The sequence below is a fragment of the Pseudaestuariivita atlantica genome (assembly GCF_001205715.1).
In the GTDB taxonomy this organism is placed as follows: Bacteria; Pseudomonadota; Alphaproteobacteria; order Rhodobacterales; family Rhodobacteraceae; genus Pseudaestuariivita; species Pseudaestuariivita atlantica.
In genome coordinates this window covers 127,496-151,514 of the sequence record NZ_AQQZ01000002.1, presented here as the reverse complement: position 1 = coordinate 151,514, position 24,019 = coordinate 127,496, and the positions used below count along the sequence as shown (strand labels likewise).

General features: G+C 64.1%; 24 protein-coding genes. 7 read left to right on the top strand and 17 right to left on the bottom strand.

Annotation, left to right across the window (positions count from 1 at the left end; genetic code table 11):
• Positions 1-30: 30 nt before the first annotated feature.
• The 7 genes from ATO11_RS04180 to ATO11_RS04150 all read right to left on the bottom strand — a co-directional run bounded on the left by ATO11_RS04180 (position 31) and on the right by ATO11_RS04150 (position 5,922).
• A complete protein-coding gene (locus ATO11_RS04180; RefSeq protein ID WP_050529584.1) occupies positions 31-357 on the bottom strand; it encodes a DUF5661 family protein in 327 nt (108 codons plus the stop codon).
• A gap of 259 nt (positions 358-616) precedes the next feature.
• On the bottom strand, positions 617-1,048 hold the full coding sequence (locus ATO11_RS04175; protein WP_050529583.1) for an EamA family transporter: 432 nt from the start codon (positions 1,046-1,048) through the stop codon (positions 617-619).
• The gene (locus ATO11_RS04170) at positions 1,045-2,730 is read right to left on the bottom strand and encodes a SulP family inorganic anion transporter (RefSeq protein ID WP_207382939.1); all 1,686 of its coding nucleotides are present in this window, start codon (positions 2,728-2,730) and stop codon (positions 1,045-1,047) included. Before ATO11_RS04170 ends, ATO11_RS04175 begins: the two co-directional genes overlap by 4 nt.
• Before the next feature lie 64 nt (positions 2,731-2,794).
• Positions 2,795-3,244 (bottom strand): CBS domain-containing protein, encoded by a 450-nt coding sequence (locus tag ATO11_RS04165; protein WP_165586929.1) that lies wholly within the window; start codon positions 3,242-3,244, stop codon positions 2,795-2,797.
• A gap of 90 nt (positions 3,245-3,334) precedes the next feature.
• Entirely contained in the window at positions 3,335-3,760 is a 426-nt protein-coding gene (locus ATO11_RS04160; RefSeq protein ID WP_050529580.1) for a MarR family winged helix-turn-helix transcriptional regulator, read from the bottom strand.
• Between the two features lie 118 nt (positions 3,761-3,878).
• Positions 3,879-5,255, bottom strand: a complete 1,377-nt coding sequence (locus tag ATO11_RS04155; protein WP_082176146.1) for a sensor histidine kinase — start codon at positions 5,253-5,255, stop codon at positions 3,879-3,881.
• Entirely contained in the window at positions 5,248-5,922 is a 675-nt protein-coding gene (locus tag ATO11_RS04150) for a winged helix-turn-helix domain-containing protein (RefSeq protein WP_050529578.1), read from the bottom strand. The genes ATO11_RS04155 and ATO11_RS04150 overlap by 8 nt, the downstream gene beginning before the upstream one ends.
• Positions 5,923-6,132: 210 nt before the next feature.
• On the opposite strand from ATO11_RS04150, the gene ATO11_RS04145 reads away from it, so the two are divergent.
• The 4 genes from ATO11_RS04145 to ATO11_RS04130 all read left to right on the top strand — a co-directional run bounded on the left by ATO11_RS04145 (position 6,133) and on the right by ATO11_RS04130 (position 11,025).
• Positions 6,133-7,257 carry a S1C family serine protease gene (locus tag ATO11_RS04145; protein WP_082176145.1) on the top strand — a complete coding sequence of 375 codons (1,125 nt, stop codon included), beginning with the start codon at positions 6,133-6,135 and terminating at the stop codon, positions 7,255-7,257.
• 217 nt (positions 7,258-7,474) lie between these two features.
• Positions 7,475-8,122 (top strand): DUF1003 domain-containing protein, encoded by a 648-nt coding sequence (locus ATO11_RS04140; RefSeq protein WP_207382938.1) that lies wholly within the window; start codon positions 7,475-7,477, stop codon positions 8,120-8,122.
• Positions 8,123-8,150: 28 nt separating this feature from the next.
• On the top strand, positions 8,151-10,703 hold the full coding sequence (gene mprF, locus ATO11_RS04135) for a bifunctional lysylphosphatidylglycerol flippase/synthetase MprF (protein WP_242601353.1): 2,553 nt from the start codon (positions 8,151-8,153) through the stop codon (positions 10,701-10,703).
• Position 10,704: 1 nt separating this feature from the next.
• Positions 10,705-11,025: a DUF202 domain-containing protein gene (locus ATO11_RS04130; protein WP_050529574.1), complete on the top strand. Its 321-nt coding sequence runs from the start codon at positions 10,705-10,707 to the stop codon at positions 11,023-11,025.
• 12 nt (positions 11,026-11,037) lie between these two features.
• On the opposite strand, the gene ATO11_RS04125 is transcribed toward ATO11_RS04130, so the two are convergent.
• The 7 genes from ATO11_RS04125 to ATO11_RS04095 form a co-directional block, all read right to left on the bottom strand.
• Positions 11,038-12,792, bottom strand: coding sequence for a BatD family protein (locus ATO11_RS04125; protein WP_050529573.1), 1,755 nt, complete (start codon positions 12,790-12,792; stop codon positions 11,038-11,040).
• 10 nt (positions 12,793-12,802) lie between these two features.
• Positions 12,803-14,980 (bottom strand): VWA domain-containing protein, encoded by a 2,178-nt coding sequence (locus tag ATO11_RS04120; protein WP_050529572.1) that lies wholly within the window; start codon positions 14,978-14,980, stop codon positions 12,803-12,805.
• Positions 14,977-15,999 carry a vWA domain-containing protein gene (locus ATO11_RS04115; protein ID WP_050529571.1) on the bottom strand — a complete coding sequence of 341 codons (1,023 nt, stop codon included), beginning with the start codon at positions 15,997-15,999 and terminating at the stop codon, positions 14,977-14,979. The genes ATO11_RS04120 and ATO11_RS04115 overlap by 4 nt, the downstream gene beginning before the upstream one ends.
• Positions 15,996-16,475 carry a DUF4381 domain-containing protein gene (locus ATO11_RS04110; RefSeq protein ID WP_050529570.1) on the bottom strand — a complete coding sequence of 160 codons (480 nt, stop codon included), beginning with the start codon at positions 16,473-16,475 and terminating at the stop codon, positions 15,996-15,998. Before ATO11_RS04110 ends, ATO11_RS04115 begins: the two co-directional genes overlap by 4 nt.
• Positions 16,472-17,392, bottom strand: coding sequence for a DUF58 domain-containing protein (locus ATO11_RS04105; protein WP_050529569.1), 921 nt, complete (start codon positions 17,390-17,392; stop codon positions 16,472-16,474). Before ATO11_RS04105 ends, ATO11_RS04110 begins: the two co-directional genes overlap by 4 nt.
• Positions 17,393-17,407: 15 nt before the next feature.
• Positions 17,408-18,391, bottom strand: coding sequence for an AAA family ATPase (locus tag ATO11_RS04100; protein ID WP_050529568.1), 984 nt, complete (start codon positions 18,389-18,391; stop codon positions 17,408-17,410).
• 69 nt (positions 18,392-18,460) lie between these two features.
• Positions 18,461-19,099, bottom strand: a complete 639-nt coding sequence (locus tag ATO11_RS04095; RefSeq protein WP_050529567.1) for a YfdX family protein — start codon at positions 19,097-19,099, stop codon at positions 18,461-18,463.
• A gap of 251 nt (positions 19,100-19,350) precedes the next feature.
• On the opposite strand from ATO11_RS04095, the gene ATO11_RS04090 reads away from it, so the two are divergent.
• Genes ATO11_RS04090 through ATO11_RS04080 form a run of 3 tightly spaced genes read left to right on the top strand, consistent with a single transcriptional unit; the run spans position 19,351 to position 22,345 of the window.
• Positions 19,351-20,298, top strand: coding sequence for an HlyD family secretion protein (locus tag ATO11_RS04090; RefSeq protein ID WP_050529566.1), 948 nt, complete (start codon positions 19,351-19,353; stop codon positions 20,296-20,298).
• Positions 20,295-21,209, top strand: a complete 915-nt coding sequence (locus ATO11_RS04085; RefSeq protein WP_050529565.1) for an ABC transporter ATP-binding protein — start codon at positions 20,295-20,297, stop codon at positions 21,207-21,209. The genes ATO11_RS04090 and ATO11_RS04085 overlap by 4 nt, the downstream gene beginning before the upstream one ends.
• Positions 21,206-22,345: an ABC transporter permease gene (locus ATO11_RS04080; RefSeq protein WP_050529564.1), complete on the top strand. Its 1,140-nt coding sequence runs from the start codon at positions 21,206-21,208 to the stop codon at positions 22,343-22,345. Before ATO11_RS04085 ends, ATO11_RS04080 begins: the two co-directional genes overlap by 4 nt.
• 28 nt (positions 22,346-22,373) lie before the next feature.
• Here the strand turns inward: ATO11_RS04080 and ATO11_RS04075 are convergent, their stop codons facing one another.
• The 3 genes from ATO11_RS04075 to ATO11_RS04065 are packed head-to-tail and all read right to left on the bottom strand — an operon-like array spanning position 22,374 to position 24,016.
• A complete protein-coding gene (locus ATO11_RS04075) occupies positions 22,374-23,303 on the bottom strand; it encodes a YiiX/YebB-like N1pC/P60 family cysteine hydrolase (protein WP_242601352.1) in 930 nt (309 codons plus the stop codon).
• A 57-nt stretch (positions 23,304-23,360) separates the two neighbouring features.
• The gene (locus tag ATO11_RS04070; protein ID WP_082176142.1) at positions 23,361-23,732 is read right to left on the bottom strand and encodes a SpoIIAA family protein; all 372 of its coding nucleotides are present in this window, start codon (positions 23,730-23,732) and stop codon (positions 23,361-23,363) included.
• A gap of 5 nt (positions 23,733-23,737) precedes the next feature.
• Positions 23,738-24,016 (bottom strand): hypothetical protein, encoded by a 279-nt coding sequence (locus ATO11_RS04065; protein ID WP_050529561.1) that lies wholly within the window; start codon positions 24,014-24,016, stop codon positions 23,738-23,740.
• Between the last annotated feature and the right edge of the window lie 3 nt (positions 24,017-24,019).

Below are 24,019 nucleotides of genomic sequence, written 5' to 3'. Positions count from 1 at the left end.
TTGAGAGGCGATTTGCCGCTCCAGCGCCTGTCAGGCGTCCGCAAGCTCCAGACGTTTCCGGGCCGCCCTCTCGCAGTCGCCCGACGCGAGCGCGACCGTGATCTCCATCTCCAGTTCCATGCATGCCAGGCGCGCGTAATAGTCGAGCCCCTCCTTCAGGTGCGCCAGAACGATGCGCCCCGTCGCAAGCGGATGAGTGCCGGTGACATTGCAATCGGGCATGGCCGTCGCGTGTTCGAGTCCGACTTCAAGCCCATGCCTGAACAAGTCCGACGACATCCGGAGCGCCTCACCGCCAATCGGGTTCTGGATGACCTTGGCCTCCTCCAGATCAACAGTGGCGGTGACTCGCTCCACTCACAGATTCCGGGTTCGACACAAGCGGATCGCACCTACGCGCCGGCAGCGAGGGGCTTTGGATTCATCACTACATGCTGAATTGCCAGAACAGCCCGGTATGCGTTGTGCGGCGCGGTCTCGGTGCAAACCGGCTTCTTATAAGGCCGGCGTTTCTGTCAGGTCTCGAGGTAAGCAATCGTATCTCGGTCCGGTTGACGTGGCGTTTATTTCAATGAGTGACCATGTGTATACCAGCCGCAAAGAGCAATGATTTAGGTCACAGCGCGACGAGGATCGCGCCGACGGCGATCAGCCCGATTCCGGCCCAGTGGGTCGGTGACAGTGACTCGCCCAGCAGCGTGACACCAAGAATGGCGACAAACACGACGCTCAGCTTGTCGATGGGCGCGACGCGTGCCGCGTCACCCAGCTTCAGCGCCCGGAAATAGCACAGCCACGACGCACCGGTCGCAAGGCCGGACAAGACGAGGAAGACCGCGGCGCGCGGGGTTACCTCGTCCAGTGTCTGCCAGCCGCCCTTGGCCGTCAGCAGAGCCACGAGGACGACAACGACGACCAGCGTGCGCAGGAAGGTCGCCAGATCGGAGGCGATGGTATCGACGCCAAGCTTTGCGAAGATCGCCGTCAAGGCGGCGAAAACGGCCGCAAGCAGCGCCCAGAATTGCCAGGTCAGGTACAGGTTGCTCATGCGGGGTCCATCCTGTGCTGTGCGTAGCTGCGCGCGATTTCCAGTGTGGGCTCGTATCGAACGAGCGGAGGTTTGAGGTCGTGGGAAAAGAGTTCCTGCCGCAACTCGTGGGTCGTGCCGATCAGGATGAGCGGAACCCCCCGGTCACGCATCTTGTGACCAAGGCTTTCGATCACGGCGGCGCCCGTCGAGTCGATGAACGGCACGGCCGACAGGTCGAGGATCAAAGCCTTCGCGGTGTCCGATATGCGATCTAGCACCGCACCGACCGATGCTGCCGCACCGAAAAAGAACGCACCGCGGATGTGGTAGACAAGGATGTCTGGATCGGCAGCTTCTTCTTCATGGAATTCCGTGCGCCCGCCATTGCCGTCATCGGGGCGGTCGACCGGGACCAGCGGCGTGGCCGTCACGATGGCGGTCGTGCGGGACATCCGCGCGATGAAAAGCACCGCGCCGAGCGCGAAACCGACGACGATGGCTTCGGTCAGGTCACGGAAAATCGTCAACAGGAACGTCACCCCAAGGACCGAGGCCTCGCCCGTATTGGCACGCAGGAGTGTCAGAACCGCGTCCCGCTCGATCATGTTCCACGCAACCACTGCCAGCACCCCCGCCAGCGCCGAGAGCGGGATGTACGCAGCGAGCGGCGCGGCCACCAGCATGAAGACCAGCAGGAACAGGGCGTGCAGCATGCCCGCGACGGGGCCGTGCGCCCCGGCCCGGACGTTGGTGGCCGTGCGCGCGATGGTGCCCGTCACGCAGATGCCGCCGAACAGGGCCGATCCGATATTGGCCACGCCCTGCGCCACCAGTTCGCAGTTCGACCGGTGCCGCCGACCCGTCATGGCGTCCGCCACCACCGCCGACAAGAGCGACTCGATTGCACCCAGAAGCGCGAAGGACACCGCCGCGGGCAGCACGGCCTGGACCTTGGCCAGGGTGATCTCGGGCAGGTGCGGTGCGGGCAGGCCGCCGGGGATGCCGCCGAACCGGCTGCCGATTGTGGCAACCGGCAGGGACAGCGCCCAGACCGCAAGCGCGGCAAGACAAACGGCGATCAGCATGCCGGGCCAGTGCGGGCGATAGCGCCGCTGCACCACGATCACGGCGATGGTGCCCAGCGACACGGCAACGGCGGTGGCGCTGAATGTCGGCAGCGCCTCCCACAGGTAGGGCAACTTCTCGACCAGCGGTCCGGGCTCGGACCCGTCGGGCGACAGGCCAAGCAACTCTCGCAACTGGCTGGCAAAGATGATGACCGCAATCCCGGCGGTGAAGCCCACCGTCACCGGGTAGGGGATGAACTTGATATACGTGCCGAGCCGCAGGAACCCGGCCGCGACCAGCAGCAGACCGGCAATCGCCGTCGCAAGGATCAACCCGTCCATGCCATGCTGCATGACGGTGGCGGCGACCAGAACGATGAACGCCCCCGCCGGCCCGCCGATCTGGAACCGGCTTCCCCCCAGTGCAGAGACGAGGAACCCGCCGATGATCGCGGTATAAAGGCCCTGCGCCGGCGTCGCACCGGACGCGATGGCGATGGCCATGGAAAGCGGCAGCGCGACGACCGCCACGGTCAGACCCGCGACCGCGTCCGCCTTGAACGCGTGCAGGTCATACCCGTCACGCAGGACGGTGATCAGCTTCGGCAGGAAAAGATCGGAGAAGTCCGCCATGAGGTTCCACGCGCGGCAAGGTCGACCCCGCCCCATCCGCGAGGGCGGGACGGGGTCATCCGGTTCAGGCGACCTGCGTCGCGTGCGAGATGCGGGCGATGTCCTGCAGGACGCGCAGTTGCAACTCGTCGTTTTCGTGGATCCGGGTCAGCACGTCGCGTGCGCCCAGCACGGCCACGGGCGCATCACCCTCGACGACCACGAGATGCCGGATACCGTACCGCGCCATGATGTTCAGCGCGTCGGACAGCTTGCTGTCGGGTGTGCAGGTCTTCACGTCCGGCGTCATCCATTCGCTGACGCGGATCTCTCCCAGGTCAGCGCCGGTATCTGCCAGCGCGCGGATGATGTCGTGGTCGGTGATGATGCCGGCCAGCTTGCCGTCATCGACAACCGCCAGCGCGTTCACGCCGAGTTCGGCGATTTCCACGGCCGCATCGAACACGGATATATCGGACGTGCAGAAAGGGGATTTCCGGCCCCGGTGCGCGTCCACGATGGTTCGTACAGTCATCGTCATGATCCTTTCCCAGATCGTTGACAGGGTACTGACCCAAGACAGGGCTTCCACGGTCAGGAACACCGAGAGTGCGAAGATCGCGGACTAAACCAAACGCTGCTTGAGCCGGTTCAACAGGTCCTCCAGTTGCTTGCGCTCCTTCGATCCGAAATCCTGGAGGACGTCTTCGCGGATCGCTGTGCCGACCGGTTCCAACTCGATCAGCAGGTTGTCGGACTTTTCGGTCACGAACAGGCGGTGGACACGCCGGTCGCCGGGATCGGCGCGCCGCTCCACCAGTTCCCGGCTCACCAGCCGGTCGACAAGCTTGCCGGTGGCTGCCGGTTTCAACTCAAGCCGTGCGGCCAACTCGCTTTGTGTCATCCCCGGCGTGGTCTGCACCAGCCCGATGGCCAACCACTTGAGACGGGTCAGCCCGAACGGCTGCAATTCGTTGTCGATCCGCTGGCGGATCAGGTGAGCGATGTCCTGAAAAAGGGAGCCGACAATATCGTTTTGTTTCCTGATCATACGCGGAAAGTATATGTCTACATAATTAATGCAAGCATATTTAATCCTCGAACTCGCATACCTGCCATGCAAAAACCGCATACCTCGAAACCGGCACTCCCATCCTGTTGCCGGAGCTTCACACTGCCTTGAACCTTATCGTGGCACGCAGACCCGGTTCGTTGTCGGCCAGCATCATCTCGGCGGAGTGCAATTCAGCGACCGCCGCGACAAGCGACAATCCAAGCCCGTGACCCGGCGTGGACCGGCTTCGTTCGAGCCTGTAGAAGCGTTGCGTGACCTTGCCACGTTCGCCTTCGGGAATTCCGCTGCCCGTGTCCGCGACGATCAGGCTGACACCATCCGAGGATTCCTCGACCGAAACCGTGATTTCGGTACCGGCAGGCGTATGGACAAGCGCGTTCTCAAGCAGATTCGAAACGGCCTGCCCCAAAAGTTCTGCATCGCCCTTGATCGGATGGGTGCGTTCGTCGATGTCGACCTGCAGCGTCTTTCCCGCGTCCTCGATGGTCGGCTGGTACAACTCCGCGATGTCCTTCGCGATCTTGCCAAGATCGACGATGGTGAAATTCTGGCCGTGATCGCTGCCCTCCACCATCGCGATCCGCACCATCGCGTTGAACACCGACCCGGCGCGCCGGACCTCGTGCGCCGCCTGCCCGGCAAGCGCTTCGGCCTCGGCATTGCCTTCAACGGAGCGCTGGAGGTCTTCAAGCAGCCCGGACACGCGCTGAAGCGGTGTCTTCAGGTCATGCGCGATATCCGTCGACACCTGCCGCAACGCCGCGATGGAGTTTTGCTGTTTGCTGGCCAACCGGTTCACCCCCAGCGCGATCCTCGCCATGTCGTCGGATCCCGTCGGTGGATCGGCGCGGGCGGTCAGATCCCCGCCCGTCAGCTGATCGAGCGTCCGTTCGATATCCGACACCCGGCGCGCATCGCGACGGGCGACGGCAACACCCGCCAGCAGCGACAGCGCCGCTGTCGGGACGATGCTGATGAGAAACAGCAGCAGAAAGTTTCTCCGCAGGTCGTCTAGCGGAGCGAGGCTCACCCCGAGGATCAGGATGCCACCGGCCAGTTCCTGCGGCTCGCGCAAGTATCCCGCCGGAGCGAGGGGCTCGCCACCCTCACGGGGGACAAGAGCGATCTCGCCACCCCGCATCGCCGCCCGCACGTTGCCGACCTGCCTGCCGTCGGAACGCAGGAAGACCATGACCATTTCAGCGGGATCGCTCACGCGAGCCCGCGCGGCGACAATCGTCGACAATGCGTTCGGCGTTGCCGTCAGATCGAGCCCGGCCGCCTCGCGGCGCAGTTCAGCGGCCAGTTCCCTCGCAACGTCGGCCCGAAGCTTCAGATAGGCGGCACCAAGGCTGAGAACGTCGATGGCGATGAAGACTGCCAGCAACAGAAGCGTGTGGCGCATCGGCGCCGAATGATGCAGCTGCCGCCACCAGCGCCCGGTCTTCTGCCGCGTCTCCCCGCTAGTCATCGATCCGGTACCCGGCCCCTCGAACCGTGACGATCAGATCGCGGTCGAACGGCTTGTCGACCTTCGCGCGCAGGCGGCTGATATGGGTGTCGACGACATTGGTCTGCGGATCGAAACTGATCCCCCAGACCGCTTCCAGAAGCATGGTCCGGGTCTGCACCCGGCCTTTCCGGCGCAACAGGGTTTCCAGCAACGCGAATTCCCTTGGCAGCAAATCGATGGTCTTGCCCGCACGGGTGACCTTTCGACGTACGAGGTCCATCTGCAGATCCCCGGCGGTCAGAACCGTCGTCTCCGTGGTCTGAACCGGGGGCCGCCGCGCCACCGCGTCGACACGGGCGGACAATTCGGCAAAGGCGAAGGGCTTGACCAGGTAATCGTCCCCGCCCGCCTTCAACCCATCCACCCGGTCTTCCAGCCCGTCCATGGCGGTCAGGAAAATGACCGGCAGGGGGTTGTTCGCGGCACGCAGCGCCTTGACGACGGACAAACCATCGAGACCCGGCAACATGCGGTCCACGATCGCAACGTCGTAGCTTGCCGTCGTCGCCTGGGCGAGCGCATCCCGACCATCGTCAAGACAGTCGACGACATGCCCTTCCTCTCGAAACCCCCGCGCTATGAATTGTGCCGTCGCGGAATCGTCTTCGGCGATCAGGATCTTCATCTTCTTCCCACTTCGGCCAGCCTTTTTCCGGCTGTCTCAAGGCATTCTGCAATCACGCGCCGCAGTTTCTGACCTGCGATTGTCACACAGATTTGTGACCAACATTGAGAAATTGCAATCTTTCTGCCGTCGGCGGGTAACGCGAGTGGCGGATGGTGCCTCCGGAATTTCACCAATCGCCGCCAACCAGCGGCAAGGAGGACCACGAAAATGACCATCAGCAGGAAAAAGTCATCGCTTCTGGCAGCATCGATGGCCGCGGTTTTGCTGGGGACATCGGGGCTTTCGCCGGCCTATGCCCAATCCGACCCGACCCCTGACATCGTCAAACCCATGAACGTCGCGGCCGTTGCCGCACGGGTCGCGCCCGCGATCGTGACGGTCGAAACCCGCAGCGCCGACGATGGCGCGGAATTCCCCCTGTTCGACCAACGCGCGCTGTTCGAGGAGTTCGCGAAGCAGTTCGGGATGAAAATGCCCAAGCACTTCAGGTCACCGTTCCTTGCGGGGTCGCGCGCGGCCACCGGCTTTGTCGTATCCGATGACGGCTACATCGCGACCAACGCCACGGCCATCGACGGCGCGACCTCGATCCGCGTGACGCTTGAAAACGGCCTGATGTTCGACGCCACGGTCGTGGGCATCGACGACATGACCGACATCGCCGTTCTGAAAATCGACGCCGACAACCTCGCATCGCTTGAATTCGCCAAGCCGCAGGACATGGAACTGGGAGAACCGATTGTCGTCGTCGGAACGAACGCGCCGACCGGCACTGCCGTTTCGACCGGTGTTCTGGCCACGATCGGCGACGACACGGGCGGCGCCCTGTTCGACCTCGTTCAAACCGATGCCACGGTCGGCATCGGCACGACGGGCGGCGTGATGGTCGATGGCGACGGCAAGGTTGTCGGCGTGAACGCGATGCATGTCTCGTCCGGTTCCGAAGCTGGAGGAACAAACGTGGCGCTTTCGGCCAAGGTCGCGGCAAATGTCATTGCCAACCTGATCGATGATGGCCGCGTCGACCGTGGCTTCCTTGGCGTGTCGATTGCCCCGGTCGGCGATGATGTCGCGATCGCGCTTGGCATGGAAACCACGCTGGGCGCATTCGTCACGGACGTAGCGGCAGGTACGCCCGCCGACGCGGCCGGCCTGCGGAAAGGTGACATCGTGATTTCCGTCGACGGACAGGACGTCAAGGCCCCGCGCGATCTGACCCGCCTTGTTGCCAGCAAGCAGCCCGGCGCCAAGGTCGTCATCCAGATCCTGCGGGCCGCTCAACCCCGGACGTTGGAGGTGGTGCTGGGCAACCGGGCCGATCACAAGGCCTGACGCCGGGACGGGAGAGCCGGCGGGGTCGCCGGGCGCCATATCCGTGCGCCCGGCGGCTCAGCTTTTATCGGACTTACGCGTTCAGACCCGACCGCGGTCCGGGATATTCCCAGTTGAACCAAGGGCGTCTTGCGGAAATGATAGGCGGCACATGCGCAGAACCTCACCAGCACAAGCCACCTGCCACGTTTGCGGAAAGTCTTTTCCGAAGCGTTCCATGCGTGCATGGGCCACGATCAGGCCCAGCGTTTCCCGGATCATCGAAGTCGCCAACCCCGGCTGGGGCGACGGCAAGTTCATCTGTTCAAACGACCTCGCAAAGGCCCGGCGTGCCCATGTCGAGGCCTTGCTTGAAGAAGAACGGGGCGAGCTCGGCAAGCTGGATCAGCAGGTTGTCGACGCGATGTCATCACAACAGTTCGTCACGCAGAACATGGCGGACGACATTGGCGAGCGCTTCACGTTCGGTGACCGGGTCGCCGACAAGGTGGCCTCGTTCGGCGGAAGCTGGTCCTTCATCCTGTCCTTCCTGTTCGTCCTGATTGCATGGATGGCCGTCAACGCGTCGCAACTCCTGCGCGAACCCTTCGATCCCTACCCGTTCATCCTGCTGAACCTCGTCCTTTCCACACTCGCCGCCCTGCAGGCACCCGTCATCATGATGAGCCAGCGCCGACAGGAAGAAAAAGACCGCCTGAGGGCCGAGAACGACTACCTCGTGAACCTCAAGGCAGAGCTGGAAATCCGGCAACTGCACGAAAAGATCGATCACCAGCTGGCCCACCAGTGGGAGAAACTGGCGGAGCTTCAGCAGATCCAGATCGACATGCTTGAAGACGGCTACGACAGTGCAAAGCCCCGCTAAGTCCTGGCTCCTTCGCGGCCTTGCCTTGGTGGAACACCCCGTGGTGCGCGGCGGCATCCCGCTTTTGATCATCGCAATCGCCGTGTTCGTGCTTCACAGGCTCTCGCTGGAAGTGAACCTCGCGGACGTCCGCGCCGATCTTGCCGCGGCCAATCGGGCATCCCTGATCCTTGCGGTGCTTTCCACATGTGCCGGTTTTTCGGGGCTTGCGATGTACGATGTCATCGCCGCCAGAGCCTTGACGGGAACCACCGTGCCAAGCCGGATCGCCGCGCTCACGGGCGCGGCGGGATACGCGTTGTCCAACCTGCTTGGCTTTTCCTACCTGACGGGAACGGCGTTGCGATACCGGGTCTACGCGGGGCTGGGCCTTGACCTTGCAACCGTCCTGAACCTGATCGCCTTTTCATGGGGCGCGTTCTGGCTTGGGCTCGCATTGACGGTGGGCGTATTGCTTGTCTTCCACCCGGTCGGGTTATCGGGCGTCCTGCATGTCTCGACTCCAGTTGAAATCGCGGCGGGTGTCGTCCTGCTTGGATTGCTTGCGGTGGTGCTGGCCCGTTTTGCTTTCGGGCGCAGGGAAATTGCCACGTCGGGGCACGTTTTCACCTTGCCGACGATCGGGCAGTCAATGGCGTTGACTGCCGCCGCCGTCGTTGATGTCGCCGGGTCAGCGCTGGCGCTCTACGTACTGATGCCCGCCGATCTGACCCAGAACTTTTCTCTCTTTTTCATCGTGTTCGTCCTTTCGATCGCCCTCGGCGTGTTCAGCCATGCGCCGGGCGGCATCGGCGTTTTCGAGGCAACGCTCCTGACAGGTCTCGGGGCCGGCGGTCGGTCCGACGCGCTGGCCGCGCTCCTGCTCTACCGCGTTATCTATACCGGGTTGCCCTTCGCGCTGACGGTCCTCGGCATCAGCCTCGTCGCGCTGAAATCGCGCCGCGACCTGCTGCTTTCAGCAACGGGAACCATGCGCAGGCTCGTCCAGCCCACGGCACCGTTGATCGCGTCCGCTGTCGCTCTGGCCGCGGGTACCGTCCTGCTCTTGTCCGGCAACCTCCCCGCAGTCGAGACGCGGCTGGAGCTTTTGCGCGATTTCGTCCCGATCGGGTTGGTCGAGGCATCGCACCTCGCGGCAAGCGTCGCGGGCATGCTGCTTCTGGTCGTTGCACGCGGGCTGTTCCGACGTCTGAAAAGCGCGTGGATCCTTGCAATCGTGTTCCTCGCCGTCGGCCTTCTTGCCTCTATCGCGAAAGGTCTGGACCTCGAAGAAGCGGCGTTGATGGCGGGGGCCATCCTTTTCCTCCTTCTCTTCCGCCCGGCGTTCCACCGAGTGCCCCATTCCGCACCGCTAAGGCTCGGCTGGGTCTGGTTCGCCAGTATCGTCATCCTCCTCGCCGCACTCACATGGATTGGCGTATTCGCCTACAAGCATGTCGAGTACCGGGACGCGCTGTGGTGGCAGGTATCGTGGTCAGGTGACGCTTCGCGCTTCCTTCGCGCAAGCCTGGCGAGCGCGGTCGTGCTGTCCGTGCTTGCCCTGAATTCGCTGATCGGCGTTCGGGGCACGCGCCACGCGGCGGAGCCGATTCCGTCTTGCGTGCGTCACCTCGTCAGCGCCAGCCCCAATGCAGAGGCCAACATCGCGCTTCTTGGCGACAAGTGCTTCCTGATCGATCCCGAAGAGCGCGCCTACCTCGCCTTTGGCGACACGGGCTCGGCGCTCGTGACACAGGGTGAACCAGTCGGGGAGCCCGAAGCGTCACGGAACCTCTTGTGGCAATTCCGCGAGATGGCGGACCGCGAAGGCAAGAGGTTCGTCTTTTTCGGCGTGTCTTCCACCTACGTGGAGACGTTCCTCGACATGGGGCTTGCCGTGGTCAAATACGGCGAAGTCGGGCGCATCGACTTGCAGTCCTGTACGCTCGACGGTCCGTCGATGAAGGACTTCCGCTACGCGCGAAACCGGGCGGCGCGCGAAGGTTATACCTTCGAAATCGTGGCGCGCGACAAGGTGCCCGCAATCCTCGACGACCTGCGCAGGATATCGCAGGCATGGTTGCGCGTGAAAAGCGGCAAGGAAAAAGGCTTCACGCTGGGCCGGTTCGATGACACGTACCTGTCGAATTTCGACATCGCTATCCTGCGCGCTCCGGGCGACAGCGGCGAGATCGTCGCGTTTGCCAATATCCTCAAGGGCGCCCAAGTCGAACTTTCGGTCGACCTGATGCGGAACAGGCCCGGTTGCGCCAATTTCGTGATGGATGCGCTGTTCGGCGAACTCGTCCTTTGGGGCAAGGCACAGGGCTTCGAATGGTTCAACCTTGGTGCCGCTCCCTTCTCGGGGACGGCCCGGCACGAGCTGGCATCGATCTGGCAGAAGCTGGGTGGACTTATCTATGAGCATGGCGACAAGTTTTATCACTTCGAAGGCTTGCGCAGCTTCAAGGAGAAGTTTCACCCGGTGTGGTCTCCCAACTATGTCGTCTGCAAGGGTGGCGTCGGGATCGCCCGAGCGTTGCTTGATGCGAACGAATTGATCTCGGGCGGACTTGTGGGGCTTGTCCGAAAGGAGCCGTGACATGATCAAGAACTTTGCCGATCACGCGTCAAACGAACGAACATTCCTCGCCTGGGTGCGGACCGTCATCGCGATCGAAGGATTCGGCCTGGTGGCGGCACGGATCAATGATGGCCCAACGCGTTTCTGGTCGGAACTGGGCCTCCTGTTGGCGGGGCTCCTCGTACTGGTTCTCGCCTATGTCAGGTTGCGCCACGTGCGCGCCCGGATCGACGATGAACGGCCCTCGGATGACGAGGGCCTGTTCGCGGACGGTCTGTTATTGGCCCTCGTTGCCGCGATGTTCGTTCTGATCGGCGCCTTCGGGTTGCACGTCTGGTAAAACCACCGCGGCCTAGGTTTCGGCCGGGTAGAGCGGCGGCAGGGCTTGCGCGGTTCTGTTTGAACCGCTGTCCAGCATCCGATCCGCATGTTGCATGTCGGCCACCAGCCCACGCAAGTCGACCTCGCCCCCCTGCGAAGAGAACATGCTCGCTTCGAGCGCGTCGAGGTGCCGGCCGATATCGGGAAGCCGCACGTGGACGGCCTCCACCGAAAGCCCGCTGGCCCGGATCCAGTCCATCGCGGCGCGATGGACACCGGAATCATCGCCGGCCTTCGCCGCCCTGCTGGCCCTTCCAAGCGCGCTTCTTCGGCGCGCGGAAAGATCGTCCGCCGGTTTTGTCCGGGGCTTGACTGCCCCGGCAACCCGCGCCGCGCGCCGGACGCTGACGACACGAACCGCAATGGCCAGCACCAGCAAACCCACGATAATCGCCGCCGCCACCAGGGCAAACGTCAGGGTCCGGTCGGGCAGCAGGTCCTCCCGGTTCCGGGCCTGCGTCGCAGAGGCGTTTTCCCGTCCTGACGATATCGCCGCCGTAACGATCGGGCCTTCGACATCGAAACGCTGCGCCGCCACGACAGCGCGGTCCTTTTCCTGCCGCGTGACGTCGAACCAGTCGACCCCGATCTCCGGCAGCGCTAGCTCGCCGCCCGTCGTCGGCACGATGGACCACGTGAATTCACGCATCGCCGCGGTCCCGTCCCGCGTCGGCACCGACCGCGTGTCCGATCCTTCGAAGTAAACCCGCGCACCGTCGATGGCAGGCATGTCGATATCCGGGATCTGTTCGCCATGCGCGCCCAGCGCCACGACCTGGATCTTGCGCGTCACCGCGGCGCCGACTTCGAACACGGGCGGATCGGGTTGCCAGATCTCGCGCAACTCGACGCCTTTTGCCGGGAGTGCCCATCCCGAGGCACCGCCGGGTGTCGCATTGACCTGCAGGACCAGCGGTTCACTGACCGCCGTGACGTTGCGGGTGCGTGCGAACATGCTGCCGAACGGATCACGCCCGAACGGAGCGTTCTGGAAAAAACCGGCGAAGGGGTCGCGCCCGAAAGGCGACTGGCCAATGCGCCCCGATGGCGTCTGGTCCGCGACGCTGGCGACCACCGTGAAAGGATCAAGCGAGATCGTGCCCTCCCTTTGCGGGCGCATGAAGTATTTCCGTTCCAGCAAAACGGTCCCGTCGGGTTGCCGGGTCGTGCGATCCTCGCCCACCTGGTTCAGCAAAACATCGGTGCTTTCGGGCGCGCTGATCTGCGCGCCGCGCGTGCCGGCGGGCAACCGGGCACGCACTGTCAGCGGAACTTCCTGGTGGGCATAAAGCGTGTCACCCTCGACAGACACCGTCACGCTTGGCCGCGACGCGCGCACGGCCGGAGGAAGGCTCGCCGCGTCCAGAACCGAAAGCCGCAAGGGTTCGCTTGAAACCGCGCCCGCCTCGATCGGCGGAATGACAATCTGTCCCTCCCGCTTGGGCATCAGCGTAACCTGCCACGTCCGGCTGTCCTGACGCCGTCCATTGATGATGGTCGCCTGGGTGCCGGACGTCGTGCCCAGCACGCGGAAATCGGTCTCCAGCACGGACAGGTCCGGCTGCCCCGCCCCGGTGGCAAGATCCGCCGACAGGCTCAGCACCACCTGGTCGCCTTCGGCAATCTCGGTCGCGCTGAGGGTGGCTTTCAGCCCGGCGGCCCATGCAGGCAACCCGATCAGGCCGAGGAACAGGACCGATGCAATGATCTTGATGCTGTTGAACATGGACGTCACCTCAGTTTCCGTTTGCGCGCATCTGCGCGTAGTGCTGGCGAATTCGGGCACGCAGAAGGCCCGCCGGGTCATCCGGCACGGCGCGCAACTGCTGTTCCGCGGCCTGGCTCAGCGGGACGGCACCGCGCGCGGTGCCCTGTTCGGCCTCGTCTTCCACCGGCTCGCCATTGCCCTCCAGCATCCGGTCGATAAGCGAGGACAGCAAAGAGGCGTCTTCTTCGCCGGGCGCGTCATGTTCACCGGTTCGCTCGCCCTCCCCGCTTAGGGCCGACGCACCGGGTTCTGCCGTTTCATCACCGGGCGTGGCCGATTGCCCACCCTGCTGCTCGTCCGACGCGCGGCCGCCTGGTTGCCCTTCCACCGGCTGGTCCGCGCCGGACTGCTGCTCACCCGACTGATCACCGCCGGACTGCTGTTCGCCCGACTGGTCGCCGCCAGATTGCTGTTCGCCGGTTTGGTCACCGCCGGACTGTTGCTCGCCCGACTGGTCGCCGCCAGATTGCTGTTCGCCCGACTGGTCACCGCCAGATTGCTGTTCGCCTGACTGGTCGCCGCCGGACTGCTGCTCACCTGATTGGTCACCGCCGGATTGTTGCTCACCCGACTGGTCACCATCGGATTGCTGTTCACCCGACTGGTCACCGCCGGACTGTTGCTCGCCCGACTGGTCGCCATCCGATTGTTGATCGCCGGATTGCGGTTGATCGGCTTGTTCCTCACCAGTCTGGCCCGAACCTTCGTTCTGCTCCTGCTGGGGGTCGCCACCTTGCGAGTTCTGATCCTGTTCTTGTTCCTGATCCTTGTCCTCGGCCTGCTGCTCCTCAAGCAGCTTGGCGACGAGATCACGGTTGAACCGGGCGTCCGCGTCATCGGGATTGGTCGCCAGATGCGCATCATAGGCTGCAAGGGCGTCCTCGAACCTGCCCGCCTTGGCGAGCGCGTTGCCCTTGTTATACGCGTCCGCGCCGAACAGCTGGGCGGCACCTTCGTAGTCGCCCGCCTTGTACCGCGAGCTTGCCGCCCATTGCGGGGCGTCAAAGGCGCGCACCGCGGTTTCGTAGTCACCTTCGCTGAACGCGCGGTACCCTTGCTGATCTGGTGTCGCCCAAAGGTCATCAAGCGTCCCGGCCTGTGCGCCTGGCCCCGTTCCAAGACCCGCGATCAAGCCGAGCCCGACCGCGAACAGAACACCCCGGCGGAATGCCAGCGGCATCAACAGCATCGGAACGATCAGCAAAAGGTATCCGCGGTCGTGCCAGCGATCCGCCTTCAGGTCGCTCAGTTCACCGCCCAGCGCGCCCTTGGCGGGTGGCGGCAGCACACGATCGAGATCGGACAGGTCCGGCGTGATCGTGGAGAATGCGCCTCCCCCGGCCTCTGCCAGGGAGGCCATCGCCCCGACATCCAGCCGCACGACAGGCGCGTTTGATCCGTTGACGCGAATGACCTGACCGTCGGCGGTTTGCAGCTGTGCGCCTTCCTCGGTGCCGACACCCAGAACGCTGACCTTGTACCCGGCGCGCCGGGCGGTCACGGCAGCGGCGCGCGCCGCTTCGGGATCGACGCCCAGATCGTCTGCCATGACAAGGATGCTGCCACGCATCGCACCGGCCGAGGTCAGCATCTCGCGCGCCGAGTCGATCGCAATGTGCAGACGATTGCCAAGAACCGGCATCAGGGCAGTTGACAGTTCCGGCAGCATTTCCTGGATGACGGCCGCGTCCGGTGTCAGCGGAGCCGCGACGAAGGGCCGGTCGGCGTATATCACAAGCCCGACATCTTCACCCTGGGCACGGTCGAGGATATCGCGGACCTTGTGACCGGCACGTGCGAGACGCGAAGGCACCAGATCGGTCCCGTTCATCGACTGCGACAGGCTCAGCACCACGACCACGGGTTCGGCACCGCGCTGCGTGGGCGTCGGCAGTTTCTCCCAAGCGGGGCCCGCCATCGCAAGGACAGATGCCAGCAGACCGGCCGCAAGCGCCCCGACCAGCCAGCGCGAGCCTTGGCCGCCGGAACCGCGCACCATCAGGTGCCGCAGCAAGTGCGCATCGACCTTGCCGGCCCAGTCCCGCGCGCCGGATTGGCCGCGATTGCGCCACGCGATGGCCGTGACGATGGCGGCTGGCAAAAGGGCCAGCAGCCATTCGGGGCGAAGAAAATGGAACGCGCTCATCGTGCTGCCTCCTTCGTCGCGAAACCGCCATGGCGTGGGAACAGAACGGACAGCCGCGCCAGCCCCGCCGAAAGGGCGAGGATCAAGGCCAGGCCAAGCGGCCAGTGGAAGACGGAAATCGTCGGTCGCACGACCTGCGGGTCGCCTTCGACCGGTTCAAGACGGTCGATTTCCCTGTAAACCTGCGCAAGACCGCCCGCGTCGGTCGCGCGGAAGAACCTGCCGCCGGTCAGATCCGCGATTTTCGTCAGGGTCTCTTCGTCGAGGTCCGAGGACGGGTTCACCAGCCTCTGGCCGAACGCGGTATTGGCCACCATTTGCGACGCTCCCACCCCGATGGTGTAGATGCGCACGCCCATTTCCTTCGCCAGTTCCGCGGCCCGCAAGGGCGGGGTCACGCCGGCATTGTTGGCCCCGTCGGTCAGCAGAACCAGCACCCGGTCGCCCTCGGGCCGATCCTTCAGCCGCTTGAGCGACACGGCAATCGCATCCCCGATGGCCGTTTCCGTGCCGGTCAGCCCTACCTGTGCCTCGTCAAGGAATTCGCCAACAACCTTGCGATCGAATGTCAGCGGCGCCTGCACGTAGGCGCGGTCGGAAAACAGGACGAGGCCGATCCTGTCGCCTTCGCGCCGCGCGATGAAATCGCCGGCGGCAACCTTGACCACGTCAAGCCGCGTCGCGGGACGCCCGTTTGCCAGGAAATCTTCGCGCCCCATGCTGCCGGACAGGTCCACCGCCATCATGATGTCACGCCCCTCGGCAGGGAGCGGCGCGGGTTCGCCCACGATCACGGGGCGGGCCATGGCGGCGACCAGAAGGGCCCAGATGACCCACGCCAGAAGGGCCGATACCCGCCGCGTCGCCATGCCACCGCCGGAACTGCCCGCAAGGGACTTGAAGAACGGCACCTTCAGGGCACCGTCCGCGCCTTCGGGCCGGGGCGGCAGCAACCGGCGGGCAAGCAACGGCACGGGCAGAAGGAGCACGGCGAAAGGCCAGAGAAAGGTCAGTGTCATGCGGTCCTCCGGATCCAGGTCTCGGCAGGCTTGAACAGGCGCTCGACCTGATCGCGCGTGAAGGTTTCGGGGCGGCGATAGGGCATCTCCGCCAGCAACTCGGCCATCTCGGGCGGGATGCCTTTCTTGCCGGCCGCAAGTTCCCTCGCCCAGTCATCGCCGCTCAACCCCGCGATGCGGCGTCCCTGCGACGACAAGGCGACCCGGCGCACCAGCGCGGCGAGGTCCCCGGCAACCGACATGTCGGGGTTCTCCTTCAATCGCTGGCGCAAGGCTTCGAGTTCGCGGAGCGCCTGGTAACGGCGCGTCCGGCGCCGCAGGATCGACCAGCCGAGGGCCAGCAGGACAAGCAACAGCAGGATGGCGGCCAATGCCCACCAACCGGGCGCAAGGGGCCACCAGCCAACGGGTTCGGGCAGGCGGATGTCGCGCAACTGGTCCAGCACGGCCTGTTGTTCGGGTGTCAAAGGGGTCATGCCACGGCCCTCCGCCTGTGCGGGAACAGGATCGATTGCGCCTCGTCCTCGGTGGACAGGCTGTGAAACGCCATCCCCAGATGGCCGGCCAGCGCGTTCAGGCGCGCGTTGCGCTCCGCGAACCCCGCGCTGTGGCGCTCCCTTGCGGCGCGGGTAAGGCTGGTCACGCCGATGGCCCCGCTGCCGTCGCTCAACCGTCCTCCCGTGGCGGGGAGTGCCTCTTCCATGCGGTCGTGGATCGAGATGCAGGTCACGTTCGCGCGCCGGGTCAGGCGCCGGAATTCCCGTTCCGTCGCAGCGTCCAGATCGGAAAAGTCACTGACCACGAAGACAAGCGAGCCCGGCCGGCACACCTTGGTCAACCGCTTGAGCGCGGTTGCCATTGACGGTTCGGCCCCGTCCTGTTCGGCGTCCAGCAAGGTCGCGTCACTGACCCGTTTAAGCATGCCCAGAACCGAGGCCCGCGACCGGGACGGCGCCACCTCGACCAGTCCGCTGCGCGTGAGGATCGTCGCTCCGACGCGGTCTCCGCCATCATGCCCGGTCCACGCCAGAAGCGCGGCAATCTCGGCGGCAAGGTTGGATTTGAACCGCCGCCGCGTGCCGAAGTGCATCGGCGAACGCAGGTCGATCAGCAGGTAGACCGGCCGCTCGCGCTCTTCGTGATAAAGCTTTGTATAGGTCGTGTCGCTGCGCGCGGTCAGGCGCCAGTCGATGGACCGCGGCTCGTCGCCGGGCTGGTAGGCCCGGCTTTCGGCGTATTCCATCCCCCGCCCGCGAAAGACGCTGCGGTTCGCGCCCCAAAGATGGGTCGACACCCGGCCACCGGGGGCAAACCCGGTCACGCTCCGATCCGGGCGGGCCCGGATCAGGTCGGACGGCGCGGCCTCGATCCCTTGCGCATAGTCACGTGTCATCGGCGGCCTCTCAGGTCAGGTTACCGGAACCAGTTCAAGCAGCCTGTCGATCAGCTTGTCCGACGTCATGCCGTCGGCTTCCGCCTCGAAGGTCGGGATGACGCGGTGTCGCAGAACGTCATGCGCAACCGCCTGAACGTCGGATGGCGCGGCATAATCCGATCCGCGCATCATCGCGTGCACGCGCGCGCACCGGTCGAGCGAGATCGACCCCCGCGGGCTGGCGCCCCACGCAACGGCCTCGGCCAGTTCCGGATCCCAGGTTTCGGGGTGGCGCGTGGCCTGGATCAGGGCCAGCACATAACTTTCGAGCGCGGGCGAGACATGAACGTCAAGCGCGGCTTTCCGGGCCTCGAATATCTCCTGTTGGGGAATGCGCCGCGAAATGGTGGCGTTGTCGCCAAGCGCCTCGCCTCGCGCGATGCGCAGGATGTCGTGTTCGCTCTTGGCATCGGGATAGCCGATACGGATATGCATCAGGAACCGGTCGAGCTGTGCCTCGGGCAACGGATAGGTGCCTTCCTGTTCGATCGGGTTCTGCGTCGCCATCACCATGAACAGGCGCGGCAGCGGATAGCTTTCGCCACCAACCGTGATCTGGCGCTCGGCCATCGCCTCCAGCAGCGCCGACTGCACCTTGGCCGGTGCGCGGTTGATCTCGTCCGCGAGGATGAGGTTGTGGAAAAGCGGGCCCTTCTGGAACTCGAACGAACCCTGTTCGGGGCGGTAGACCTCGGTACCGGTCAGGTCGCCGGGCAGCAGGTCAGGCGTGAACTGCACCCGCTTTTCGTCGCAGTCGATCGCCTTTGACAACGCGACGATGGCACGGGTCTTGGCCAGACCGGGCGCGCCTTCGACAAGGATGTGACCATTCGACAGAAGCGCGATCAGCAGTTTGTCGATGAAGGCGTCCTGCCCGACGACGCAGGTTTTCAGATGCTGGCGCAGTTCGTCGACCACTTGGGTCTGCACCGAAGGTTTTGATGCCTGGATGTTCATGTCGTCCTCTTGGTTCTGGCTGAAAGGGCGGCCCCGCGATCAACGCCGGGCCGCCGGATCGGCAAGCGATCAGTCGTAATCGTCGGCGCCCTGCTCCGGGATCGCGTCGATCGAGAAGCTGCGCACGATGACCGCGTCCTCCATCGCCTTGAGGGCGAGGTTGGCCTCGAAATACTTGCCTTCGTCGATGAGGGTCTGCGCCTTCAACAGCAGGTCGGAGGCCTCGGTGATCGGCAGCAGTGCCGCGGTCACGTTCACCTCGATTTCCGCGAGGCGCAGAACCTCCACCGCGTCATCCGGAGACCCGGACTGCATCAGGCCATAGAATTTCTCCAGCGCCTGCTTGTTCACTTCCGTCCCTTCGAACGTTTCGCTCAGGGACATGGACATGTCGAACGGCAGGTAGCGCACGGCGCCTTCCGGGGCCTCGGTATCGCCGATGGTCAGATCGTTCAGCTCTTTCTCGGACTCGATGAACTCGGCGCGGGCTTCGGCCACCCGTCCCTTGGCGGTTTCGACGTCGTCGTCAAACAGCGCCAAGCGCGCGGCGCGCGCATGCGTGATGGCAACGAGCGCATGATCCGCGGTCTTCAACATCTCGGTCTGCGTGTCATAGGTCGGCACGTTTTCACCGGCATAAGCCACGAGGGATGTCGAAGACATGAGGGTCGCCAGCGCGAGGGCCGCGATGCGGAAATGGCGTTTCATGTTGGTCTCCTTTCCGGAAGAATTTCGGACCAACCTTCACGCCAGATGGTTTCGCGGTATACGCGCGCGCATTACAAATCTGGAAAGTTCTTCACATTCATTTGAACGACCCGGAAATTCCCGGAAAACAGGCTTTTTGCAGCGCCCGCGAATTTGAGTAATCTGGGGCCAAAGCAAATGTCCTTGCGAGGGATCGCCCCATTTCCGGGCGCCCCGCAACCGGGCGACCGACCCGAGGAGAGCAGACACCGATGCTGTGTTCCATCGCCTTCATCGCCGCCTTTCTGTCCTTCTGCGAAGCCGATCAGCCGCTGGCGGTCGGCTATATCGAGGGAGAATACGTTCTTGTCGCCCCGATCGAGACGGCGCGCGTCGAACGGCTTGCGATCGAGCGGGGGCAGCGCGTGGAAGCGGGCATGCTTCTTGCCGAACTGGACGACCGCGACCTCAATATCCTTTCAGCGCAGGCCCAGGCATCCGTCGCCCGCGCCCGCGCAGAGCTTTCCGACCTCTCGCAAGGGGCGCGAGACGCCGAAATCGCGGTGGCGGAAGCCGCCGTGCAATCCGCCCTGGCCGATTTCGAGGAAGCCGAACGTGAACTTGTCCGGGTGCAGGGCCTGTTCGTGCGCAACGTCTCGACGCAGGCGCAACTGGATCAGGCCGCTTCCAAACGCGACATCGCGCAAGCCCGGCTCAGCGAAAGCGAGGCCCGGTTGCAGGTCTTGCGCCTGCCCGCCCGGCAGGACCGGATTGCAGCCGCCGAAGCTGCCGTCGCAGAGGCGACAGGCACACTGGACCTGATGGAATGGCGGCTTTCACAACGGCGGCTGCAGGCCGAGGTTGCCGGCACGGTTGCCGACATCTACCGGTTTCCCGGCGACCTTGCTGGGCCGCAGGCGCCGGTCCTGTCGATCCTCCCGGACACGGGCATCAAGCTGCGGTTCTACGTGCCCGAATCCGCCTATGCCCTACTGAAGGTCGGCGACAGCGTCGCATTCGCCTGTGACAACTGTCCCGACGGGCTGAAGGCGACGGTCAGCTACCTCGCGACAAGCCCGGAATTCACGCCGCCCGTCATCTATTCGCTCGATACGCGGCAAAAGCTGGTCTACCTCGCCGAAGCACTTATCGCCGGCTCCGACACTGACCTGAAACCGGGGCAGATCATCGACGTGCGCCTGCCTGAGGCGTCACGATGATCGCAATCGACGTTGCCGGCCTGACCAAGCGATATGGCCAGAAAACCGTCGTCGACGGCGTCGACCTTCAGGTCGAAAAGGGCGAAATCATGGGGTTCCTTGGCCCGAACGGGTCGGGCAAGACCACGACGATCCGCATGATCTGCGGACTGCTGACCCCCGACGCGGGATCAGGTCGCGTTCTTGGCATGGACCTTGGCCGGGATGCGACGCAGATCCGCCATGAAGTGGGGTACATGACCCAGAGGTTCTCGTTCTACGAAGACCTGACCATCGAGGAGAACCTTCAGTTCGTGGCCCGCCTGTACGACCTGCGGCCGACCGCCCGCCATGTCGACGCGGTCCTCGCCGAACTTGGGTTGCAGGACCGGCGCCACGACCTTGCCGGAACATTGTCGGGCGGCTGGAAGCAGCGACTGGCCCTCGCCGCCTGCATCATGCACCGCCCGAAGCTGCTGTTGCTGGACGAGCCGACCGCCGGTGTCGACCCCGAGGCACGCCGGGAATTCTGGGACCACATTCATGCGCTGGCGGCGGGCGGCATGACCGTCCTCGTATCGACTCATTACATGGACGAAGCCGAACGCTGCCACCGGATCAGTTATATCCTGCAAGGCCGGTTGCTGGTCGCGGGCACACCGGCCGAGATCATTTCGGCAAGCGGCCTCGCGGCCCTCGACCTCGTAGGGCACGGCCTTGAGCAGACGGCACAGGAACTCAACAACGAGGCCGCCGTCGATCAGGCAACGATCTTTGGCAATGCGTTGCACGTGGTCGGCACGGACGCCCGGAAATTGCGGGCGTCCATAGACCCTGTCGCCACCCGCGACGGATTGGCGGTGCGCGAAAGCGCGGTCACCATCGAGGACGTGTTCATCGACCTCGTGACAAAGTCGGAAAAGGCGGCATGAGGCGCTGGCGGTTTTCCCCGCGGCGGTTCGGTGCCATCCTGGTGAAGGAAACGCTGCAGATGCTGCGGGACCGGGTCACCTTCGCAATGATGATCGGCGTCCCGATCATGCAACTGGTGCTGTTCGGATTTGCCATCAACAACGATCCCAAGCATCTCGACGCGGCGCTGGTGGCGACCAGCCAGGATCACCTGACACGCGCCGTCGTCACCAGCCTGGAGAACACCGGCTATTACCGGTTCACGCATGTCACAGACAGCGCCGCCGAGGCCGAGGCGCAGCTGGCGAGTGGAGCCGTATCCTTCGTCGTCACCGTGCCGTCGGATTTCTCGCGCCGGGTGATGCGCGGTGACCGGCCCCGGATCCTGATCGAGGCGGATGGAACCGATCCCTCGGTCGCCTCGGGCGCGATCTCCACCCTTGGCACGCTTGCGCAGACCGCGCTGAACCGTGAACTCGGCATCGCCCCCGAAACCGCGCAGGGCCCGAACCCGTCGCTCGAAATCGTCGTGCACCGCCGGTACAACCCCGAAGGCATCACGCAATACAACATCGTGCCCGGCCTTCTGGGCGTGATCCTGCAGATGACGACGGTGATGCTGACCGCCTTTGCCGTCACCCGCGAAGTCGAACGCGGCACGATGGAAAACCTGCTCGCCCTGCCCGCTTCGCCGATGGAGATCATGCTGGGCAAGGTCGTACCGGCCCTGGGCGTCGGCGCGGTGCAGGTGTTCATCGTCCTTGCCAGCGCCAAGCTCCTGTTCGACGTGCCGTTCGTCGGCAGCCTGTGGCTGTTGCTGTCCGGCGTCCTTCTGTTCGTCCTTGCCCTGATCTTTCTGGGCTACTTCATTTCCACCTTCGCCCGCACGCTGATGCAGGCCATGCAACTGACGACGTTCTTCTTCCTTCCCTCGCTTTTGCTGTCCGGGTTCATGTTCCCCTACCGCGGGATGCCGGTCTGGGCGCAATGGCTGGGGGAGGTTTTCCCGCTCACTCACTTCAACCGGCTCATCCGGTCGGTCATGCTGAAAGGCGGGGATTTCGAGGCCGTCTCCGGCCCGTTCACCGCCCTTGTCCTGTTCAGCCTCGGCTTCGCGGCGGTCGCATTGATGCGGTTCCGGCGGACGCTGGATTGAACACCTGCATCCCCGCCTCCCTGACGGGTCAGGACAGCCGTGCCGGTTCCGGACGTGTCGTGAGCGTCGCGTCGTCCTGTTCGCCCTCGTGCCATTCGAGACTTCGAAAATCGAACCCAGCCGCGATCGTCGGTTTCACGATCTCGAAATAGGGGGACAGGTCGAAATCGCGCGGCGCGAACAGCGAATGATGCCGGATGTGCAGGACTTCGCGGCAGGCATATTGCGATCCGTTACGTTCCCGTATCATCGTGACATCGGGCAGGATCGGATACCGCACCGACTGGAACGCCTGCGCGATCAGCGAAGAGCATATGGCGCGGGTCGGCGCCCCGGATCCAAGCGCAATCATACGCCTGCGCCACCGGACAGGGACCGGCGGTTGCGGCACGTAGTATCGCAAGAGGTCAAGAATGTTCCGCAGATCGTATTTCAGGCCGATGTTGTCGATCATGAAATCAACGATCTTGCGACGTTCCTCCCCGTTCAATCCGACCGGACGGCAAATTCTTGTGTTGAAAGAGGCATACTTGTCGAGAGGCACCGCCACGCAACCTTCGCGAAGATTGACCTCGACCAGGCTGAACGCGTCGGCCTCTGGATCGTCGTCGCGCAGCCGGTCACCAACGAACATCGCCGCATGCGACCATGTTGATTGCGTCAGGTACTTGATCGCGCCAGAGATGCGCTGGTTCCCCTCGACCAGCAAAACGTCGCCGGGCTCCAGCGCCTTCCTCAGCGCCTCGAAATCTGAAGTCGAACAGGGCTCATAGCCATAAGTCGGGGTGGCCAGCCTGACGGCCATCCGCGATCCAAGCCAATCAAGCAACCGGTCGAATCTCGATTCCATGTTCCGAATATGGGCAGGATTTTCGGCAACACCAATATCCGCGCCGTTTTGTGATTTCGGCCCGGCGAACGTGATCGCCGGAAGACGGCAACATGCGCGGTGGCGCAAGCATCAGGGCTCTCCCACAAAACCGGTCCTGCGCAACAGCCGGCCCAGACCCGACGATCAAGCCCAGCCGCCTTTCACCCAGTCCCATGCCTGATCCAGTTCGCCTTCGTCGAAAACACGAACCTCGCCTGTCATCAGGACTGCGCTGAACCGGAACAGCGCCCTGATCCAGTTCGGGCCTCCCACGACCGCCAACCTTTCGAAGTCACCTCTGTGCTCGATACCGATCAGCGTATCGTCCCATGCCGCCTGCAAGTCCCATCCGGTAAACTCCGGGCCGAGATGGCAAAGCAGGTTCACCTTGCCTTCAGCCTCGAAAAGCTCGGCCAGTTTCGGAAGAAGGACATTCGCATAGTCCTCGTGGGTCAGTTCGCCCATCGCCTCGACGCCAAGGACATTGCCCCGGCTTTCTGGAAGAATTCTGAACATGGTCGTTACCCCAGGATGAGTTTTTCGATGGTGTCCTCGATGCCATCAAGCTCTTCGCGGAACCCGGCATGCGCCTCGGACCATGTTTCGGAATGCTTTTCACGCGCCGTCTCCAGCCGCTCTTCCAGGCGGCGGCGGCGCTGTTCCAGCTTCGTCAACGATTCCAGGGCCTCGACCTTGTCGGGGATGTCCCCGTGTTCCAGCGTCTTGTTCTCCCGCGCGAGCGCGCGTTCGATTTCCTTCAGACGGCTTTCGAGATGATCAAGATAACTGGTGTGGGTCATCTT

Excerpts from the sequence above, each read along its gene's own strand:
- ATO11_RS04170 (WP_207382939.1), bottom strand. The coding sequence starts at position 2,730 with ATGGCGGACTTCTCCGATCTTTTCCTGCCGAAGCTGATCACCGTCCTG.
- ATO11_RS04080 (WP_050529564.1), top strand. The coding sequence starts at position 21,206 with ATGAGGCGCTGGCGGTTTTCCCCGCGGCGGTTCGGTGCCATCCTGGTG.
- ATO11_RS04105 (WP_050529569.1), bottom strand. The coding sequence starts at position 17,392 with ATGACACGTGACTATGCGCAAGGGATCGAGGCCGCGCCGTCCGACCTG.
- ATO11_RS04150 (WP_050529578.1), bottom strand. The coding sequence starts at position 5,922 with ATGAAGATCCTGATCGCCGAAGACGATTCCGCGACGGCACAATTCATA.
- ATO11_RS04090 (WP_050529566.1), top strand. The coding sequence starts at position 19,351 with ATGCTGTGTTCCATCGCCTTCATCGCCGCCTTTCTGTCCTTCTGCGAA.
- ATO11_RS04175 (WP_050529583.1), bottom strand. The coding sequence starts at position 1,048 with ATGAGCAACCTGTACCTGACCTGGCAATTCTGGGCGCTGCTTGCGGCC.
- ATO11_RS04085 (WP_050529565.1), top strand. The coding sequence starts at position 20,295 with ATGATCGCAATCGACGTTGCCGGCCTGACCAAGCGATATGGCCAGAAA.
- ATO11_RS04130 (WP_050529574.1), top strand. The coding sequence starts at position 10,705 with ATGATCAAGAACTTTGCCGATCACGCGTCAAACGAACGAACATTCCTC.
- ATO11_RS04145 (WP_082176145.1), top strand. The coding sequence starts at position 6,133 with ATGACCATCAGCAGGAAAAAGTCATCGCTTCTGGCAGCATCGATGGCC.
- ATO11_RS04070 (WP_082176142.1), bottom strand. The coding sequence starts at position 23,732 with ATGTTCAGAATTCTTCCAGAAAGCCGGGGCAATGTCCTTGGCGTCGAG.
- ATO11_RS04140 (WP_207382938.1), top strand. The coding sequence starts at position 7,475 with ATGCGTGCATGGGCCACGATCAGGCCCAGCGTTTCCCGGATCATCGAA.
- ATO11_RS04120 (WP_050529572.1), bottom strand. The coding sequence starts at position 14,980 with ATGAGCGCGTTCCATTTTCTTCGCCCCGAATGGCTGCTGGCCCTTTTG.
- ATO11_RS04065 (WP_050529561.1), bottom strand. The coding sequence starts at position 24,016 with ATGACCCACACCAGTTATCTTGATCATCTCGAAAGCCGTCTGAAGGAA.
- ATO11_RS04100 (WP_050529568.1), bottom strand. The coding sequence starts at position 18,391 with ATGAACATCCAGGCATCAAAACCTTCGGTGCAGACCCAAGTGGTCGAC.
- ATO11_RS04160 (WP_050529580.1), bottom strand. The coding sequence starts at position 3,760 with ATGATCAGGAAACAAAACGATATTGTCGGCTCCCTTTTTCAGGACATC.
- ATO11_RS04095 (WP_050529567.1), bottom strand. The coding sequence starts at position 19,099 with ATGAAACGCCATTTCCGCATCGCGGCCCTCGCGCTGGCGACCCTCATG.
- ATO11_RS04125 (WP_050529573.1), bottom strand. The coding sequence starts at position 12,792 with ATGTTCAACAGCATCAAGATCATTGCATCGGTCCTGTTCCTCGGCCTG.
- ATO11_RS04115 (WP_050529571.1), bottom strand. The coding sequence starts at position 15,999 with ATGACACTGACCTTTCTCTGGCCTTTCGCCGTGCTCCTTCTGCCCGTG.
- ATO11_RS04155 (WP_082176146.1), bottom strand. The coding sequence starts at position 5,255 with ATGACTAGCGGGGAGACGCGGCAGAAGACCGGGCGCTGGTGGCGGCAG.
- ATO11_RS04165 (WP_165586929.1), bottom strand. The coding sequence starts at position 3,244 with ATGACTGTACGAACCATCGTGGACGCGCACCGGGGCCGGAAATCCCCT.
- ATO11_RS04110 (WP_050529570.1), bottom strand. The coding sequence starts at position 16,475 with ATGACCCCTTTGACACCCGAACAACAGGCCGTGCTGGACCAGTTGCGC.